The sequence below is a fragment of the Lysobacter enzymogenes genome, from assembly GCF_900106525.1.
Classification (GTDB): Bacteria; Pseudomonadota; Gammaproteobacteria; order Xanthomonadales; family Xanthomonadaceae; genus Lysobacter; species Lysobacter enzymogenes.
Map to the genome: position 1 here is coordinate 336445 of NZ_FNOG01000008.1, position 13682 is coordinate 350126.

At 71.7% G+C, this 13682-nt stretch carries 14 protein-coding genes and 1 pseudogene; 5 read left to right on the forward strand and 10 right to left on the reverse strand.

All coding sequences use genetic code 11. The features are described 5' to 3' along the window. Window positions 1–26: 26 nt before the first annotated feature. Together BLU84_RS20225 and BLU84_RS20230 are read right to left on the reverse strand one after the other, a co-directional pair. The gene (locus tag BLU84_RS20225) at window positions 27–665 is read right to left on the reverse strand and encodes a response regulator transcription factor (protein ID WP_074871365.1); all 639 of its coding nucleotides are present in this window, start codon (window positions 663–665) and stop codon (window positions 27–29) included. Beyond that, window positions 662–1801 carry a sensor histidine kinase gene (locus tag BLU84_RS20230; RefSeq protein ID WP_425479417.1) on the reverse strand — a complete coding sequence of 380 codons (1140 nt, stop codon included), beginning with the start codon at window positions 1799–1801 and terminating at the stop codon, window positions 662–664. Before BLU84_RS20230 ends, BLU84_RS20225 begins: the two co-directional genes overlap by 4 nt. Window positions 1802–2049: 248 nt before the next feature. On the opposite strand from BLU84_RS20230, the gene BLU84_RS20235 reads away from it, so the two are divergent. Together BLU84_RS20235 and BLU84_RS20240 are read left to right on the forward strand one after the other, a co-directional pair. Further along, complete coding sequence (locus BLU84_RS20235; protein WP_083382927.1) at window positions 2050–3420, forward strand: alpha/beta hydrolase family protein; 1371 nt, start codon at window positions 2050–2052, stop codon at window positions 3418–3420. Window positions 3421–3821: 401 nt separating this feature from the next. Then, complete coding sequence (locus tag BLU84_RS20240) at window positions 3822–5204, forward strand: FAD/NAD(P)-binding protein (RefSeq protein ID WP_074871369.1); 1383 nt, start codon at window positions 3822–3824, stop codon at window positions 5202–5204. Between the two features lie 158 nt (window positions 5205–5362). Here the strand turns inward: BLU84_RS20240 and BLU84_RS20245 are convergent, their stop codons facing one another. From BLU84_RS20245 to BLU84_RS20265, 5 genes are all read right to left on the reverse strand, one after another. Then, on the reverse strand, window positions 5363–7342 hold the full coding sequence (locus BLU84_RS20245) for a carboxypeptidase-like regulatory domain-containing protein (protein WP_074871371.1): 1980 nt from the start codon (window positions 7340–7342) through the stop codon (window positions 5363–5365). 10 nt (window positions 7343–7352) lie between these two features. Then, window positions 7353–8153: a hypothetical protein gene (locus tag BLU84_RS20250; protein WP_074871373.1), complete on the reverse strand. Its 801-nt coding sequence runs from the start codon at window positions 8151–8153 to the stop codon at window positions 7353–7355. Next, window positions 8153–8617 (reverse strand): hypothetical protein, encoded by a 465-nt coding sequence (locus tag BLU84_RS20255; RefSeq protein ID WP_074871375.1) that lies wholly within the window; start codon window positions 8615–8617, stop codon window positions 8153–8155. Before BLU84_RS20255 ends, BLU84_RS20250 begins: the two co-directional genes overlap by 1 nt. Then, complete coding sequence (locus BLU84_RS20260; RefSeq protein WP_074871378.1) at window positions 8614–9243, reverse strand: hypothetical protein; 630 nt, start codon at window positions 9241–9243, stop codon at window positions 8614–8616. The genes BLU84_RS20255 and BLU84_RS20260 overlap by 4 nt, the downstream gene beginning before the upstream one ends. 84 nt (window positions 9244–9327) lie before the next feature. Beyond that, window positions 9328–9954: a hypothetical protein gene (locus BLU84_RS20265; protein WP_074871380.1), complete on the reverse strand. Its 627-nt coding sequence runs from the start codon at window positions 9952–9954 to the stop codon at window positions 9328–9330. 476 nt (window positions 9955–10430) lie between these two features. Here BLU84_RS20265 and BLU84_RS20270 point away from each other — a divergent pair, with 476 nt between their 5' ends. Both BLU84_RS20270 and BLU84_RS28825 read left to right on the forward strand, forming a co-directional pair. Continuing rightward, complete coding sequence (locus BLU84_RS20270) at window positions 10431–10943, forward strand: DUF6622 family protein (RefSeq protein WP_074871382.1); 513 nt, start codon at window positions 10431–10433, stop codon at window positions 10941–10943. 74 nt (window positions 10944–11017) lie between these two features. Next, a pseudogene (locus BLU84_RS28825) lies at window positions 11018–11089 on the forward strand (DUF6053 domain-containing protein); the annotation flags it as partial. A 35-nt stretch (window positions 11090–11124) separates the two neighbouring features. Here the strand turns inward: BLU84_RS28825 and BLU84_RS20275 are convergent. Both BLU84_RS20275 and phhA read right to left on the reverse strand, forming a co-directional pair. Next, complete coding sequence (locus BLU84_RS20275; RefSeq protein ID WP_074871462.1) at window positions 11125–11733, reverse strand: DUF4291 domain-containing protein; 609 nt, start codon at window positions 11731–11733, stop codon at window positions 11125–11127. A gap of 181 nt (window positions 11734–11914) precedes the next feature. Then, window positions 11915–12805, reverse strand: a complete 891-nt coding sequence (phhA, locus tag BLU84_RS20280) for a phenylalanine 4-monooxygenase (protein ID WP_074871383.1) — start codon at window positions 12803–12805, stop codon at window positions 11915–11917. 170 nt (window positions 12806–12975) lie between these two features. Between phhA and BLU84_RS20285 the strand changes: the two genes are divergently transcribed. After that, the gene (locus BLU84_RS20285; protein WP_074871385.1) at window positions 12976–13452 is read left to right on the forward strand and encodes an Lrp/AsnC family transcriptional regulator; all 477 of its coding nucleotides are present in this window, start codon (window positions 12976–12978) and stop codon (window positions 13450–13452) included. A 48-nt stretch (window positions 13453–13500) separates the two neighbouring features. Here BLU84_RS20285 and BLU84_RS27595 read toward each other — a convergent pair. Continuing rightward, window positions 13501–13682 (reverse strand): hypothetical protein (locus tag BLU84_RS27595; RefSeq protein WP_211664584.1); only part of this gene is annotated, 182 nt, incomplete at its 5' end.

Genomic DNA, 13682 nt, shown 5'->3' on the forward strand with positions numbered 1-13682 from the left:
CGCGACCCCGCAACGCCCGGCGCGACTCAAATCACCCGCAACGTAATCGCCTTCAACACCGCCCGGGTGCGATCGCGGGTATCGAGCTTCTCCAGAATCACCGACACATAGTTCTTGACCGTGCCCTCGGCCAGGAACATCGCCTTGGCGATCTCGCGGTTCGAATAGCCGCCGGCCATCAGCCGCAGCACCCCGACCTCGCGCTCGGTGAACAGGGCGCGCGGCGCGTCGTCGGCGTGGTAGCGGTAGCGCGCGCGCACCGGCTCGGTGCTGACCGGCTGCAGCAGGGTTTCGCCGGCCGCTACGCGCGCGATCGCCTCGCGCAGGTCGTCCGGCGCGGCGTCCTTGAGCAGGAAGCCCTGCGCGCCGGCTTCGGCGGCGCGCAGCAGCAGCTCGCTGTCGTCGAAGGTGGTCAGCAGCAGCACCGGGGTGCGGTCGCCGCGTTCGCGCAGCGCTTGCAGCGCGTCGATGCCGTCCAGGCCGGGCATGCGGATGTCGCTGAGCACCACGTCGACCGGCGTGCCGGCGAGCTGGTCGAGCAAGGCCTGGCCGTCGTCGGCCTCGAACGCGATGACCAGGCCCAGGCGTTCGAGCAAGGCGCGTAGGCCGGCGCGGACCAGGGCCTGGTCGTCGGCCAGGGCGATGCGGATCGGCGCGGCGCTCATGCCGGCCTCGCGGCGGCGGACGACGGGTGCAGCGGAAAACGGGCGTGGATGCGCATGGAGCCTTCGGGACTGAGGGAGAAATCGACTTCGCCGCCGGCCGCGGCGACGCGTTCGCGCATGCCCGACAGGCCGTTGCCTTCGCGCAGCGGCGCGTGCGCGCGGCCGTCGTCGTCGATGCGCAGGTCCAGCGCGCCGGCGTCGCGGCGCAGCGTCACCCGCAACTGCGCGGCGTCGGCGTGGCGCGCGGCGTTGGTCAGCGCTTCCTGGACCACGCGCAGCAAGGTTTCGGCCAGGGCCGGGTCGGTCAGGTGCAGGCGTTCGTCCAGCGCCAGGGTCAGCGCCGGCCGCGGCAGCGGCGCGGCCAGCGCGCGCAGCGCGGTCGCCAGGTCCAGCCCGCGCGCGTCGCGCAGCGCCTGGACCACGGCGCGGATGTCGCCGAGCAATTCGCCGGCCAGCTGCTGCGCCACTTGCACTTCGTGGCGTTGCGCCAGGTCGGGTTCGGCCGCCAGCGCGCGCAGGTTGAGCATCATCGCGGTGAGCTTGTGCCCGGCCACGTCGTGCAGCTCGCGCGCCATGCGCAGGCGCTCGGCGTCGCGCGCGCTGTCGGCGAGCAGGGCGCGGGTGGCGAGCAGGTCGGCGTTGACCAGAGCCAGGCGGTCGCGCGCCTGCTCGGCGCTGCGCGCGTAGTGCGCGACCAGCATGGCGAAGCCCTGGAAGCCGACGAAACACAGGGTGATGATCAGCGCGCCGCGGTGGCCGCTGTCGAGCAGGATCAGGTACAGGGCCAGATCCAGCAGCGCGGTCAGCGCGATCGTCAGGCGCAGCGGGTAATGCATCGCCAGCTGCGCGACCAGGATCACCAGCAGCGCCGGCGCGGCGCCGCCGCGCGAGGCCAGGTAGCAGATGCCCAGCGCCGCCACCGCCTGCAGCCAGAACCACGCGCCGCGCCGCGCGCGCTGCACGCCGAACAGCTCGTCGCCGAGAAAGCCGATCAGGAACGCGCCCATCACCGCCCACACCAGCGGCTGCGGGGTGCCGCTGTCGTAAGGCAGCGACAGGCCCACGCCCAGCCAGCTCAGCACGGCCGGCAGGTTGAGCGGTTGCAGCATGGCGCGCAGCGGCGAGGACGGACTCATGCGGCCATGCTGCGCGGCGCCCGCGGCGCTGGCAACGGGGCGGCGGCAGAAAATGACTTCCGGCAGGCCGTATCGATGCGCGCGGGCGCCCGCGGCGGAAAAGAAAATGAATCGGCGCCGCGGCGCGAACCACATCGCCGCGCAAAAAGAAAGTGCACAGCGTTGAGGCCGCGATCGCGCTGCGCGACGCAACCGCGCCGGCGCAGCGCGCATCACAAGCAACGACCTCCCTCCTTCACGGCCATCCGATGAACCTGTTCCTGCCCCGCATCGCCGCACTGACCGCCGCGCTGTTCGCCGCCGCCGCCGTCCATGCCGCCGACACCCGCAGCGCGCCCAAAGCCGCGGCCGGCAAAGGCGCGGACCTGTCCTGCCACGTCGGCGCTTACCGCCTGGACGACGGCCGCGCGCTCGCGCTGGGCCGCATCGACGATCCCGCGGCGCTGCGCTGGCGCCTGCTCGACGGCCGCACCGGCAAGCTCGCCAACAAGGACGGAGCGCTGGTCAGCACCCTGGGCTGGAGCGACCGCGCCGACGGGGTCAAGGTCCAGCTGGGCCAGTGCGGCGAAGGCATCGTGTTCGACGGCCATCGCGGCGAGCGGCTCAAGTTCGACATCGTCGACACCACCTTCGAAGGCGCCGGGGTCAAACTGCGCGGCCGCCTGGTGCTGCCGGCCGGCCAGGACAAGGTGCCGGTGGTGGTGATGGTGCACGGTTCGGAGAACTACTCCGGCGTCGACCTGTATTACCAGCAGCATCTGTTCCCGACCGAAGGCGTGGGCGTGTTCGTCTACGACAAGCGCGGCACCGGCGGCTCCAGCGGCAAGTACACGCAGAACTTCCACGAGCTCTCCGACGACGCCGGCGCGGCGCTGCGCGAGGCGCTGCGCGTGGGCGGCGCGCGGGTCGGCAGGATCGGCTACCTCGGCGGCAGCCAGGGCGGCTGGGTCGCGCCGCTGGCGGCGAGCAAGACGCCGCAGGCGCAGTTCGTCGAAGTCGGTTTCGGCCTGGCCGACGGCGTGCTGGCCGAAGACCGCGATCAGGTCGTGCTGGATCTGCGCGCGGCCGGCTTCGGCGATGCGCCGACGCTGCGCAAGGCGCGCGAGCTCACCGACGCCACCGGGCTGATCGCCTCGACCAACGGCAAGCGCGGCTGGAAGGAACTCGACGCGGCGCGCGCGAAGTATTCCAAGCAGCCGTGGTGGAAGGCGGTCAAGGGCGAGTACAGCGGCATGATCGCCAACCACACCCCGGCCGAGATCGCGGCCGAGTTCGCCAAGTACGATTTCGAAGTCAGCTGGGACTACGACCCGATGCCGGTGCTGCGCACGCTCAAGACCCCGCAGCTGTGGATGCTCGGCGGCGACGACATCGAAGCGCCGTCGGAAGAAACCCAAAAGCGCCTGACCGCGCTCGGCCGCGCCGGCCGTCCGATCACCAGCGTGGTGTTCCCGCAGGCCGACCACGGCATCCTGGAGTTCGAGAAGGACGCCAAGGGCGAGCGCCAGCACACCCGCACCGCCGAAGGGTATGTGCGCATGCAGCTGGACTGGATCAAGCGCGGCACGCTGGACGGCTGGCCGTACGGCACGGCCAAGCAGCTGGCCGGGCCGAAGTGACCGGGGCGCGCCGGACGCCGCGTTCTGAGCGATGATCGGGCCGGCGCGAACGCGCGACGCGCGAGCGACATCCGCGCGGCCCGTAACGCACGCCGCGCCCGGATCGAAAATCACCGCGTTCGGGCCGAAGGCCCTCCCCCGCGACGGCTACGGTGGCCGGCGCGGCGGGAGGGCCTTCGTGCACGAGGTTTTTCCGCGCGATCGCGGGAATTGCGCGGCGACGAAATCCAAACGGCGGCCCATCGCGCCGTTTTTCAGTTCTGCGACAAGCGTGATGGCGAATCGTCATGACGACCTTCCGCATCGTGCGCGCCGCTTTACGAAGCGGTAACCGCCGCTTTACATCCCGCTGCGCGCAATCCACTAGAACGACTGCTCCCATCCTCGGCAGGAGCAGCCCCATGCGCATCACCCTCATCGGCGCGGGTTTCAGCGGCAGCGCAGCGGCAGGCGAACTGGCGCGCCGCGCCGGCCCCGGCGTGGAGCTGTGCCTGGTCGGCCAGCCCGAGAGCTACGGCCGCGGCGTGGCCTACGGCGAGGCGCGGCCGGAGCATCTGCTCAACGTGCGCGCCAGCGATCTGGGCGCCACGCCCGAGGCGCCGGGCGGCTTCGCCGACTGGCTCAACCTGACCGACCGCGCGCGCGGCAGCTACCTGCCGCGGCTGTTGTTCGGCGAATACCTGCACGCGCAGTTGCAGGCCGCGGTGGCCGGCAGCACCGCGGCCTTCAGCCAGATCCGCCACGAAGCCATCGCGGTCGAGCGCGCCTCGGCCGGCTTTCGCGTGCATCTGGCCGACGGCAGCGATTTCCTCACCGACAAGGTCGTGCTCGCGGTCGGCGCGCTGCCGCCGCAGCCGCTGGCCGGGGTCGGGCCGCGGCTGGCGGTGCATCCCAGCTACATCGGCTGGCCGTGGCAGGACGGCGCCATCGACGCGATCGCGCCGGACGCGCGTTTGTTGATCGTCGGCACCGGCCTGACCATGGCCGACACGGTGGCGACCTTGCACAAGCGCGGCCATCGCGGCCCGATCGTGGCGCTGTCGCGGCACGGCCTGCTGCCGCGCGCGCACGGCGAAAGCGCGCCGGTGCCGGTGGCGCTGCCGCCGGCGGTGCTGCACGCGCTCGACAGCCACGCCCCGCGCGAACTGCTGCGCGCGCTGCGCAACCTGGCGCCGGTGGTGGACGACTGGCGCAGCCTGGTCGACGCGCTGCGGCCTTACCTGCAAGCGTTCTGGGCCGGCATGCCGGCGCCGCAGCGCGGCGCGTTCGTGCGCCATCTGCGTTCGTACTGGGAAGCGCTGCGCCATCGCATCGCGCCGCAGCTGGCCGAGGAGCTGCAGGCCTTGCAGGAATCCGGGCAGTTGCAGGTCCGCGCCGGCCGCCTGTTGCGCGCGCGCCGCGGCGACGACGCGGTGGAAGCGCTGATCCGCGAGCGCGGCGGCCAGCGCCTGCACACCGAACGCTTCGACGTGCTGATCCGCGCGACCGGCCTGGACACCGACGTGGAGCGCACCACCCACCCGTTGATCGCGCACCTGCGCGAATCGGGCCTGGTGACCGCCGATCCGCTCGGCCTGGGCCTGCGCACGTCGCCGCAGTTCGAAGCGCTCGACCGCAAGGGCGCGGCGGTGCGCGGCCTGTACGCGATCGGACCGTTGCTGCGCGCGCAGTGGTGGGAGATCACCGCGGTGCCGGAGCTGCGCGTAGCGGCGCGCGATCTGGCCGAGCGATTGCTGGCGACGGCCGCGGCGCCGCGCAAGCCCGCAGCGGTCGCGCTCGCCTGAGCGAATCCGGCCGAAGCTACCTGTAGGAGCGGCGCAAGCCGCGACCGCGGGCTTTCACGCTCGCGCCGAAGCTTGCGCCGCACGCCGTGTTTCGCGGTCGCGGCTTGCGCCGCTCCTACAGGGGCTGCGGCCGGTTTGTAGGGGCGGGTACGGCCGCATCAACGCGGCCGGGTCGCGCCGATTTCGATGCGGGTGGTTTCGCGCACCGACACGCGCACCGTCGTCGGCGCGTCGCTCAGCGACCACGGCAGTGGCAGGTTGTCGGCGACGGTTTGCAGGCGGTGCTCGCCGACGCCGACGCGGGCGAAGGCGAAGGCGCCGTTGCTGTCGGTGCGCGCGATCCAGCGGCCGTCCAGCACCACGGTGACGTTGGCGGCCGGGCGCTCGGAGGCGGCGCGCACGCCGTCGCCGTTCTCGTCCAGGTACAGCGTGCCGGCGATGTCGCCGCTGGCCGCGTTCGGCGCGGCGCCGAGCACCGCCTGCGGGCGGCCGGCCTGCCAGTCGTAGCGCAGGGTCAGCAGGGCCGAGCGTTCGCGCGGCAGGCGCTGGAACGGCGAATCCAGGGCCAAGGGATCGAGCAGGAACGGCGAGCGCTGCGAGCCGCGGCTTTGGTACAGCGCCGCGCTCAGCGTCCAGCCGCGCGCCAGCGCGCCGCTGAGGCCGAGGTTGATGTCGCTGCCGCGGGTCGCCGACGGGCCGTCGCCGCGGGTCCAGCGCGCGTTGCCGTCGAGGTTCCAGCGCTGGCCCAGGCGCAGGCCGCCGTACAGCGACACGCTGGCGCTGCGGGTCGCCTCAAGCCCGCGCTGGCCGAGTTCGGCATAGGCCAGCGACAGCGACAGGTGCTGGCCTTCCGGCAGCGGCAGCGCCTGATCGACGCTGGCCTGCCAGCTGCGCTCGCCGCCGCCGGCGTCGGCGCGGTCGAGCTGCAGGCGGGTCTGGCCCCAGTCGCTGCGGTAGTCGGCGAAGCCTTGCACCGAATACGCGTCGCCGCCGCCGTCGGCGTGGCGCAGGCTGGCGCTGGCGCCGTAACCCAGGCGGGTGCTGGCCTGATAGCGCGCGAACGCGGTGGCGTAGCGGCCGTCGAAGCCGCGGCCGCTGATGGAGCGGATTTCATCGAGGCCGGCGTTCCACAGCCAGCGCCCGTATTGATAGCCCAGGCGGTAATAGCCGCCGCGCGCGTCCTGGTTGACCGGCAACGCGCCCCAGGCCATGCCCGGGTCGAGCGAGAACACGCCGGCGTCGTGGCGGAAGCGGCCGCGGCGCGCGCTGGCGTCGATCCAGCCGCCGCTGGCGTTGCCGTCGCGGCTGTGGCTGTTGAGCAGGTTGAACTGGACCGAGTCGGCGCCCGAGCTCCAGCGCGCGGCCCAATGCCCGGCCTGGGTCGCGCCCGGCGTCAGCGCGACCCCGCGCGAATCCGCGGCGATGCGGCCGTCGTTGCTCAGCAGCGCCGCCGAGGCGGTCCAGTTCGGCGCCGGCCGCCACTGCGCGCCGAGCGCGGCGACTTCGCCGTCGCCGAGTTCGAAGCCGACCGTGCGGGTGCCGTCGAACACGCCGGCGCGGCCGAACGCGGCGTACACCGTGCGGCCGTCGGCGTCGCGGCTCCACTGGCTGCTGGCGCCGGCCATCGCCACGGTCGGCAGGAAGAAGCGGTATTGATTGCGCTGCAGCTCCGGCGCCGGCGTGGCCAGCACGCCCAGGCCGTTGTCGCCGCGCCAGCCGCCGTCGACGTACACGCCGCGCTGCCACAGCGTGGCCGCGCCGCTCCATTCGCGCGCGCCGTCGCGGCGGTCGCCGCCGCGGCGCAGCGCGGTGGCGTCGAGCGAGACGCTGCCCCAGTTCGCGGTTTCCCAATAGCCGCCGAGGCTGAGCCCGCGTTCGTCGTAGCGCTCGTCGCCGCGTTCGTTGCGGGCGTAGTCCAGGCCGATGCGCAGCGAGCGCGGCAGGCCGCTGTCGTCGCGGTCGTCTTCCGGGTCCGGCGGCAGCGGCGCCAGCGCCTGCGGCGCGATGATGCGGTCGCGGTATTCGTCGTCGGATGCGGGCGCGTCCTGCGCCGCCGCCGTGCCGGCGCACGCGGCCAGGATCAGCGTCAGCGCTGCGGCGAGGCGGTGGCGCAGCGGCGGACGGGCGAGAGCGGTCACCGCGCGCGGCTCACGGCGCCAGGCGCTGGTCGAGCGGCAACGTCTGCCGGTCCCATTCCAGCGCGCCCTTGAGCTGCAGCGGATAGGCCAGGGTCGGCGCTGCGGCGTCGGCGCTGTCGCCTTGCGGCGTCAGCGTCACGGTGCGGGTTTCGCCGGCCAGGATCGGCAGGCTCGACGGCTGCAGGCCGTAGCGGCGGCCGCCGGCGTCGACCGCATCGACCAACCCTTCCAGCCGGGTGTGGGCATTGCCTTCGTTGCGCACGCGCAGCACCGGCACGCGCTTGCCGTCGACCTGTGCGGTGCCGGTGTCGAGCAGCCGCAGCTTCGCCGCCGCGTCGCCGACGGCGAGGTAGACGATGATGCCGATGCGCCCGGCCACCGGCAGCGCGAGCGCGCCGCCGACCGATTCGGGCTCGCCTTCCAGCAGGATCGCGAAGCGGCATTCGCCGGCCGGCGCGTCCTTCGGCACCGCCACTTCGAAGCGGTAGCGGCGCTTGCCGTTGCCGGCGACGTCGATCTGCGCGGCCTCCAGCCCCACCCACGGCCGGCAGCTGCCCGGCGCCAGCGCGGTGTCGAAGGCGACCGCGCCGTTGCCGTCGATGCTCCAGTCGGCGGTCTTGAGCGTGTAGCGCGCCGCGCGCGCGGAGACGTTGGTGATCTCCACCACGTTGCGGTAGACCTCGCCCGGGCGGGTGCGGTCTTCGAAGCGCGGCGGCGAGACCAGCGCGGAAAAACCTTGCGCGGCGGCCGCCGCGGGCAGCAGGCCGGCGAGCAGGCACAGCGCGGCGAGAGGGCGCGTGGGAAGGCGCATCAGGGTTCGTCCAGGTCGATTTCGAAGGAGAAATTCACGGTTTCGGCGCGTTCCATGCGTTGCGCGTCGGCCTGCACGGTCAGGCGCAGGCGGTCGCGCAGGACGTCCTGGGCGATCGGGCCGGCGTAGATCAGCGCGCGCTCGCCGGCGACCAAACGCCCGGGCAGCAGCGCGCCCTGGGTGGTCCAGCTGACCTGCAACGGGCCGGACGGCGAGGCCGGCAGAGTCATGTAGAGACGGCCGCTGCGGCCGCGCCAGGCGGCCACGTCCAGGCGCAGGGCGACGTCGAGCGCGCCGCTGAGGCCGCGGCCCGGCGCGCCGGGGGCGCTCGCGTCCCAGCGCATCTGCACGTTCGGGTTCATCACCTGGGTGCCGCTGTCTTCGACGCGATGGGTCGCAGCGCCAGCGGCGCCGGCGACGCAGATCAGGAGCGACGCGGCCGCGCCGCGCAGGCCGCGGCTCACGGCGCGCTCAGGGTGTAGGTCACCCTGCCGGTGTAGGTGCCGGCGCCGACCACGGCGTCGTTGGCGTAGCGGAAGGTGTGGCAGCTCTCGCGCCAGGTGTTGATCGGGAAACTGGCCAGCACCTGATTGCCGGGCTGGAAGGTGCCGGCCGGGATCGGCTGCGCGCCGGTGTCGCCGTTGCCGCTGCTGGTCCAGGCAATCTGCGAGAAGGCGATGGTTTCGCCCTGGGCATTGGTGAGCCCCGCGGGCACGGTCGCGGTCAGCGTGGCGGCGCCGCCGCTGCCGGTGCGGCGGTAGAACCCGCCGACGTAGATCTGCGCCGGCACGTTGCAGAACGCGTAGCTGTCGTAATTGCTCACGCCCGAAGAAGCGGTGGTGGTCATGACCTGATCGACGCCGTTGCCGACCGCCGCGGCCGGCACCGTCACCGACACCACGTCGATGCCGCCGCCGTTGCCGGGCGTGCCGTTGCCGGTGTAGCTGCCGGTGTAGACGCCGTCGCCGACGCGCAGGTAGATCGCGCGCGTGCCGGGATTCAAGTTGGCGGTGAACGCATCGGCGGCCGGCGCGAACGCGGCCAGCGCCAGGCACGCACACAGGGACAGGCCGCGCAAAGCTGCGGTCATGACGAGTCTCCGGGGAAGGCGCCGCCGCGGTGGCGGCGGCGCCGGGATCCCGCGCTGGGCGCGGGCTGCGTCGCGACGCGTCGGTTACGGCATCGACGCGGTGTAGGTGACGCGGCTGTTGTTGGCGTTGACGCCGCCGTAGGTGCCCGGCGCGACCACCGCGCCGTTGAGGTAGGCGTAGGTCCACTTGGCGTCGAGGTTGACGACCTTGCTGCCGGCGCCCGGGGCGACGGTGGTGCTGGTCACCGCGCCGTCGGCCAGCGCCGGCGCGTTGAGCGCGGTGGCGGTGGTGTTGGTGGCGGTGGTGGTCTGGATCTGGCTGTAGGAAATGCTGTCGCCCGAACCGTTGCCGAGCGCGCCGACCGTCGAGGACGACAGGGTGATGGTGCCGTTGTTGCCGACCAGCTTGGCGGTGACCGCGCCGTTGCCCAGGTCGCCGGAGGCGGCGGTGGCCGCGACGGCGGCGCCGTTGCCGACGTTGGCGGCGGGCACGGCGAACGAGATCTGGTTGATCGTGGCGGTGTTGGTGTAGTCCGCGCCGGCGCCTACGCGCAGGAACAGGATCTTCGGCACGGTGATCTGGAAATCGAGGCGGGCGGTGGCGGTGATCGGCGACGCGGTACCGGTGGTGTACTGCGACTCGGCCTGGGCGAGCAGCGGCAGGCCGGCCAGCAACGCGGCGGCCAGGAGAGCGGTCGGAAGCTTGCGCATGGAAGGTGTCCGAAGGGAGTCGGCGCCGGGGAATCCGGCGCTCCGGCCAGATCACGCACAATCCGTGCCACAACGTGATTTAAGTCGCATATTGAATTGTTAGCGCGACGTGATTTGAAGTTAAGAAATGTGAACAAGATCATAAAAAATTCCGCTCCGCCCGGCTGGGCGGGAAGCGCCCAGCCGCGTCATCCGGGGCACGGGGAAAGTGACGCAATACGTCAAATCGAACGTCTAAAAAAAGCAAAAACTTCTTCCCGCGCGTCGATCCCGTCCTCGCCGGCCAAGTAGAGCCCTCGCGCAGGCCGCGCCTGGCGGCGGCGTCCGCCCTGCCCGACCCACGCGATGACTTCCGGCAGGCCGCATCGATGACCGCCGGGACTGCGGCCGGCGCCGGCCGCGGCGGAGCATGAGCGCCACGCCGGAACGATTCCGCGCCGCCGCCCCGCCCTCTTCCCGACTCCGAGGCCACCGCCATGCCGATCTCCCACCTGCTCCAGGGCACCCCCGTCTGGGTCTACGCGATCTTCGCCGTGCTGCTCTACCTGGGCCTGCGCCGCCTGCGCACCGGCGTGCAGTCGCTGGCGCGGGTGTGGGCGGTGCCGGCGGTGTTCATCGTCTGGGGCCTGATCGGGCTGGCCGGGCACGCCGGCGCGCCGCTGGAAACGCTCGGCCGCTGGTTCCTCGGCGCGGCGATCGGCGGCCTGCTCGGCGTGTGGTCGCTGAACCCGGCGACGCTGGCCTTCGACCACCAGCGTCGCCTGGTGCGCCAGCCCGGCAGCGCGCTGCCGCTGCTGCGCAACCTGGGCATCTTCGGCGCCCACTACGCGCTGCAGGTCGCGGCCGCGGTCTCGCCGCAGCTGCACGACAGCGCGCTGGGCTGGGATCTGGTGGTGTCGGGCTTCAGCGCCGGCTACTTCGCCGGTTGGGCGGCGCGGTTCCTGGCCGGGCAGCGGCGCGCGCCGCAGGTCGATCTGGCGATGGCTTGATCTGGCGCTGCTTTGAGCGCCGGCGGCTGGGCCTGCAGGCCCAGCCGTCGTTTCAAGCCGCCGCTGCGGGTGTTGTGGGAGGGCCTTTAGGCCCGACGCTTTCGGCTCAGGTCGCTGTGCCCGGACCGAAAAGCGTCGGACCTGAAGGCCCTCCCGCATCGAGGTTCCAGCAAGCCAGCGATCAGACTTCGGTCTGCGGCAGATACGGTCGCTCGATCGGCAACAGCGCCGCCGCCTCGTCCAGCCGCTCCGCCTGCACCAAGCCGTGCACGCGATGCGCCAGCGGCGTCACCTCTTCGATCCGCTGCGTCCATTCGTCGATGTAGCGCGGCACCGCTTCGCCGCCCAAGCCGATCTGGATCGAGCGATGGTCGAGCGGCCCCAGCCGCAGGCTGCGCTCGGGATCCCACTGGATCCGCACCGGCGTGGCGTCGCGATGCCGCTGCCACTGCTGCGGCGTCATCGCCGGATCTGGATGCGAGGGACAGCTGTTTGCCAGCGCCCATTCGAAGCCGTCGCGGCGGATATCGATGGCGAGGATGCGGCGCTGGTTGTCGTCTTTGTAGCCCCAGCCGGCGCGATACATCATCCAGCGGAACGAAGGCTTGATCCAGGTCATGCGCGAGCGCGAGAACGGCGCGACGAAGCGGCCGGCGGCGAGCGCGGCGTCGGCGATCTGGTCGTTGAAGGCCTGGTAGACGCGGATCGTGGCGTCGTCGTAGACGGCGCGGATCTGGCGGTAAGGAAGGCCGCTGGCGGTCTGCGCCGCGGCGGCGTGGCCCGCACCCATGTGCGGGGTATTGCTCTGGTTTTCGTCGTTCATCGGCTGCGAGTGTAGCGCGGCGAAGCGCTGACGCCGCGGCGCGCCGTTCGTGGTGGACGAACGGCGCGGGCCGGTGGAGTTGCGTCGTGGGCGCGGTGGCGTTGTCGCGGCTCGCGCCGCTCCTACAGGCAGATACGCGGCAACGCGATCAGACGTCGCCGTCGGTCAGCCAACCTTCGCCGGTGCCGCGGGTGAACACCGCATCATCCGCGAGCACATCGCCGGCCGGGACCGAATCCTGCTGCGCCAGGCGCTGGTAGATCGGGGTGAAATCCGGCTCGGTCGCGCGCATCAACTGCTCGAAGCTGTCGATGACGAAGTAGGTCTTCTGGAAGGTGTCGATGCGGTAGCGCGTGCGCATCACCCGCTCCAGGTCGAAGCCGATGCGGTTGGGCGCGGCGGACTCCAGGCTGTAGATCGACTCGCTCTTGGACGAGACGATGCCGCTGCCGTAGATGCGCAGGCCGTCGGCCTGCTTGATCAGGCCGAATTCCACCGTGTACCAGTACAGCCGGGTCAGGTGCACCAGCGCGTCGGGGTCGATGCCGTGCGCCTTCACCCCGCCCTTGCCGTAGGCCTGCATGTAGTCGGCGAACACCGGGTTCATCAGCAACGGCACGTGGCCGAACAGGTCGTGGAACAGGTCCGGCTCGGACAGGTAGTCGATCTGCTCGGGCTTGCGGATCCACCAGGTCACCGGGAAGCGACGGTTGGCCAGGTGATCGAAGAAGGTCAGCTCCGGCAGCAGCCCTTCCACCCCGATCAGCTCCCAGCCGGTGTGCGCGCGCAGGGTGCGGTTGAGCTCGTCGAACTTGGGGATGCGGTCGGGCGTCATGTGCATGGCGCGCTGGGCGAGCAGGAACTCGTCGCTGGCGCGGCCCACCAGCACTTTTTGCTGGCGTTCGAACAACTGCGCCCACACCGCGTGGTCGTCGGCCGAATACGCGCTCCACGGCTGCTCGACCACGGCGGTGGTGTACACCGGCACGTAGCCCTTGTCGGTGAGCTGATGTTCGACGCGCTGCGGGGTGGTGTTCATACCGTCTCGCTCCTGGCCGGCCCCGGATCGGGCCGGCTCGCTCTTGGCTGGCCCGGAACGGGCCGACAAGACGACTTTAGCCGCGCTACGGCGCAATAGGCTTGCGTTGTTGCGCCAGAAACCCGGTTTGGCGCAACATCCTTGCGTGAATTGCCCCGGAGCCGCCGAAAATGGCCACCATCGAATTGGACCGCACCGACATCGTCCTGCTCGCCGAACTGCAGCGCGACGGCCGTCTGACCAACGCCGAGCTGGCCGAGCGCGTGCACCTGTCGGCCTCGGCCTGCCTGCGCCGGGTGCAGCGGCTGGAGCGCGAGGGGGTGATCCGCGGCTACCGCGCCGAAGTCGACGCGGCGCGGCTGGGCCTGGGCCTGCAGGCCTTCGTGCGGGTGCGCCTGGGCCGCCACGACAGCGAGGCGGTGGCGGCGTTCGCCGAGTTCGTCGGGGCCTGGGACGAGGTGGTGGCCTGTTATGCGCTGACCGGCGATATGGACTATCTGCTGCAGATCGTGGTGCGCGATCTGGAGCATCTCTCGCGCTTTTTGCTCGATCGTCTGCTCAATCAGGCGGGCGGTGCGGACATCAATTCCAGTTTGGTGTTGCGCACGGTGAAGGAGTTCAAGGCGTTGCCGTTGCCGGGGAAGTGATGGGGCGAGAGACGTTGTTTCGGTGATGCTGCGAAGCTCCGACGCCGCTTAAGTCCCAAGGCCGTCATTCCGGCGAACGCCGGAATCCATTTTGATCTTGTTGTTGCCGTTGCCGTTGCCGTTGCTATTGCTGTTGCTCTTCGCTCCCCCCGCCGCCCCGAACTCGCCACAGGCAAATAGAGACCCGAAGGGCGGCGCGCAGGACGCGCGCCGTGCGCCACCCAGGCCAT